Below are 3609 nucleotides of genomic sequence, written 5' to 3'. Positions count from 1 at the left end.
AGGGTGAAGATAGACTATCTCTCAGTTCCGAGGGCTGTCTTCACCGACCCCGAACTCGCCTCGGTGGGGATGATGGAGGAGGAGGCGAGGAAGAGGGGATTAGAGGTTGATGTCCGGGTTCTTGAGCTCTCCAAGGTCCCGAGGGCGATAATAGGCTTCAGGAAGGAGGGGGCTGTCAAGATGGTGGTTGATAGAAGTAACGAAAAGGTTCTCGGGGTTCACATCCTCGCGCCCCACGGAGCGGAGATAATCCACAGGGCTGTTCCACTTGTAAAGTACGGTCTGACCCTCGGGGATGTCATTGACACGGTGGACGTTTACCCTACCCTCTCCGAGTGCGTAAAGCTCTGTGCCCAGAGCTTCAGGAAGGATATCTCCAAGCTCTCCTGCTGTGCCCAGTGATCAGCGGGAAAGGTCGCCCACAACCTTCCAGAGCTCGGCGCTCCTGAAGAGGAAATCTTTAAGGGAGCTCACGGGCTTGACCCTTCCAACCACATCCCTTTTTCTGGGTTCAAGCAGGATTATCTCCCCCCTTTCGGGAAGGAAGAGGTATTCGCTCAACACCTCTTCAGAGCCCTCTATCTCCCTCACTCTTAGGAAGGGGACAGCCTCCTTACCCTCAATCCCCCTGACCTCAACACCGAGCAGTCTGTACATACCCCTCAGCGTCGGCTCTCCCCTGTACCTTACCTTCCTCAGGCTTCCCCTTGAGTAGCTGCCCTCCTCCGTGAGGGTGCATTCCTCCCTGTAAACCTCAATCCTCCTATCTTTGGGGTCTATCCTGACTGAGTAGCCGACTTTCAGGACCTTTCTCACCCTTCCTTCCTCTGTGTAAGTTCTCACATCCTTGTAAAGCTTTGAAAAGGCGCTCTCCATGGACTTGAAGTTATAAAATTTTCCTATGAAGTTTCTGCTCTCCGACAGCTTTTCAAAGAAAGCCCTCAACTTTTACAACAGCTTCGTGAACCTCCTCGTAATCCTTACAGTCCCGATAATCATACTCACGCTCATTACAGCGATAGTGATAATCCTGTACGACCTGAGGCTCTTCACCGCCCACGTAGTCGGAGGGGAGCTCCGCCTTGAGCATGAGGAAGCCTTCAGATTGCTCATAAAGAACATACTCAACTTCTTCGTTCTAATAGAGCTCTTCAGAGTTTTCCTTGACGTCATAGAGTACAGGAGGATAAGGAAGAGGCAGATGCTTGAGGCGGGTATAGTCTTCGTAGTTAGGGAGATAGTCATATCAATGTTTGAGCACAGGTTCAGCTACACGGACCTGATAGGCTACGGAGTCCTCCTCGTGTCCCTCGGGATAACCTACGTTCTCATGGAGAGGAGCTGGTTTGAGTTCGTTCGCTTTACGAGGATGGGTGCCTTCTCGGGTCCCCAAGTCAGGAGGCTTGAGCGCAGAGTTAAGCTCAGAAAATCTGAGGATTGACATTGAAAAGACCGCCTTCGGCGGTAGCTTTAAAAACATGAAGGAGAAGTGGAAGGTAATAGCCAACCTGCTTGAGGAGGAGTTTGACTTAGAGGTTCAACCCTCCTACGAGGGCTGGGGAGCGGGCTACGACCCCAAGTACCTGCCCCTCCTTGAGATGTGGGCAAGGGGTGAGGTTGAGGAGGTTCCTCCCGGAGTTAAAAGACCGAGAGGCATAACATTCAACGTCGTTGAGTTCCTTAGAAGAACCGACGACTGGACTCTCAACTCCATAAGGCATGAGATAAGCTACCTACTCACCACCCACTTCCCCCACTGGAGGCTGGGTCAGAGGGAGGTCTTCAGGGCTGGGTATGTTCCCACCTCCTTCTTGGTTCTATTCTCTGTCCTTGAAAGCCTCAAGGCTGATGAGAGGATAGTTGAGGAGATACCCTCAGCCCTATTCGGGCTGAAATCAAGGCTCAAAGAGGTTGCCCAGTCCCTCAACCCCATTTACCCTCACCATCAGCTCGCCCTATCCCTTCTTTACCGCTGGCTCGGTGAGGAGGCGCCCTTCTCTCAGGAGATAAAGCACTACACCGACAGCATGGAGAAGAGCTTCTATGAGTACATAAGGGAGAAGGACAATCAGACAGCCTACGACATAGTCATGGAGGAGCTCTGGACCAAGTTCAGGGTTCTCGTTGATGAAGCAAGGGACATGAACTACATAGACCTACTCCTTGATGAGGCAAGGGGAAGGAGGAGGGACGATGGGCATAGGGGAAGGATAATGACCGACATCCTCAAGAAGCTACCCGACAAGTACAGAGAGATGGTCGGCGAATACAAAGAGGGGAGCTCCGCCGACATACCGGAGGTTGATAGGAAGGAGATTCTGAAAGCCCTCCACTCCCTCCAGGACTGGATGAAGGACTACGTCAGACAGATGAGCTACTTGGACATGCTGGAGAAGGACGTCGCCTTCTTGCAGAACTTTCTACCCAGAACCCTTGAGGTTGACATAGAGCACAGGGGATTCCTTAGCTTCATATTCAAAGGCTGGGAAGAGGAGGGAGGAGCCTCCAACTCCCTTAAGAAGCAGGAAACCCAGCAGGAAGAGCTATCTGACACCGACAGAAAGTATAGAAAGGAGCACGGACTCACCGAGGAGGAGTTCAAAAAGTACAGGCTCCTGATGAAGAGTATCCTCCCTTACGTTGAGCACTTCAAGAGGAAGTTTGACAGCCTTCTGCCTGAAGAGGAGGAGAGGTGGGGCGGTGCCCACCCCGTTGGAAAGAGGCTCAACTTCAAAAGACTCCCCACCGAAGTCCCTATAAGGAGGGGGAAGATATACTCAAGGAGGGAGGTACCCGAGAGGAAGGAGCTCGCCTTTGAGCTCCTGATAGACATCTCAACCTCAATGAAGAAGGAGGAGAAGATAACGAACGCTGTCAGGTCCCTTCTGCTCGTGTCGGAGGTCCTTGACAGGCTCGGCATGCCCTTCTCCATAGAGGTGTTTAACGACAACGTGTATGAGCTCAAGGGCTTTGAGGAGGACTACAGGGTTGCAAAGGCAAAGATCATGGAGCTCCTATCGGGGGCTGGTGGAGGAACGGACCTCGGGAAGGCTGTCAGCATAGGGCTTGAGAATCTTGAGCTTTACACCAAGAAGATGGGCAGAAAGGGAATACTCATCCTCTTTACCGATGGAGAACCCACGCGGGGGCTCAGGGGTGAAGAGCTCAGAAGCTTCATCCTTCAGATGAAACAGAAGTTTCCGATAGTCGGTGTGGGCGTGGGTGAGGCTACGAAGATGGTGAAGGAGTACTTTGACAGGACGGGTATAAGCGTGGAGGACATATCCAAGTTACCCTCCGCCTTTTCCTTTATAATTGAGAACCAGCTCAGGAGGTTAATATCGGTAAGCTGAAAGTATAATAATCGAAAGATGAGACTAAAAGATGTGATAGATAAACTCAGGAAAATTAAAAGTATGGGTTCTGTCCCCTCTCTAAGGAGTGGCTCAACAGGAGTCGGATATACCTTTGAAACTCTATTTGGTATAGAAGAAAACAATATTCCAATCCCAGACATAGGTGGGAGAGTTGAGATAAAGACAGTGAGAAAAGACTCTCAATCATTAATAACTCTTTTTACATTCAATCGGGGAGTTTGGTACATTAGAC

The 3609-nt window shown here is 51.0% G+C and carries 4 protein-coding genes and 1 pseudogene; 4 read left to right on the top strand and 1 reads right to left on the bottom strand.

Going from position 1 to position 3609, the window contains the following annotated elements; genetic code table 11:
* Nucleotides 1-402: pseudogene (locus tag AC1HCM_RS08070) on the top strand (mercury(II) reductase); the annotation flags it as partial.
* Here the strand turns inward: AC1HCM_RS08070 and AC1HCM_RS08065 are convergent.
* Nucleotides 403-876 (bottom strand): hypothetical protein, encoded by a 474-nt coding sequence (locus AC1HCM_RS08065; RefSeq protein ID WP_479461257.1) that lies wholly within the window; start codon nucleotides 874-876, stop codon nucleotides 403-405.
* A gap of 25 nt (nucleotides 877-901) precedes the next feature.
* Here AC1HCM_RS08065 and AC1HCM_RS08060 point away from each other — a divergent pair, with 25 nt between their 5' ends.
* The 3 genes from AC1HCM_RS08060 to AC1HCM_RS08050 all read left to right on the top strand — a co-directional run.
* Nucleotides 902-1441, top strand: coding sequence for a phosphate-starvation-inducible PsiE family protein (locus AC1HCM_RS08060; RefSeq protein ID WP_479461256.1), 540 nt, complete (start codon nucleotides 902-904; stop codon nucleotides 1439-1441).
* The gene (locus AC1HCM_RS08055) at nucleotides 1404-3353 is read left to right on the top strand and encodes a vWA domain-containing protein (RefSeq protein WP_479461255.1); all 1950 of its coding nucleotides are present in this window, start codon (nucleotides 1404-1406) and stop codon (nucleotides 3351-3353) included. The genes AC1HCM_RS08060 and AC1HCM_RS08055 overlap by 38 nt, the downstream gene beginning before the upstream one ends.
* Nucleotides 3354-3371: 18 nt before the next feature.
* A partial coding sequence (locus AC1HCM_RS08050; RefSeq protein ID WP_479461254.1) for an MvaI/BcnI family restriction endonuclease occupies nucleotides 3372-3609 on the top strand: 238 nt, incomplete at its 3' end.

It is taken from the genome of Hydrogenivirga sp. (genome assembly GCF_056450045.1).
The sequence above is the reverse complement of the archived record's forward strand: the minus strand, read 5'-3'. Positions and strand labels throughout refer to the sequence as shown.

Bases quoted from the DNA above. Each gene is read 5' to 3' on its own strand.
- AC1HCM_RS08065 (WP_479461257.1), bottom strand. From the start codon at position 876: ATGGAGAGCGCCTTTTCAAAGCTTTACAAGGATGTGAGAACTTACACA.
- AC1HCM_RS08060 (WP_479461256.1), top strand. From the start codon at position 902: ATGAAGTTTCTGCTCTCCGACAGCTTTTCAAAGAAAGCCCTCAACTTT.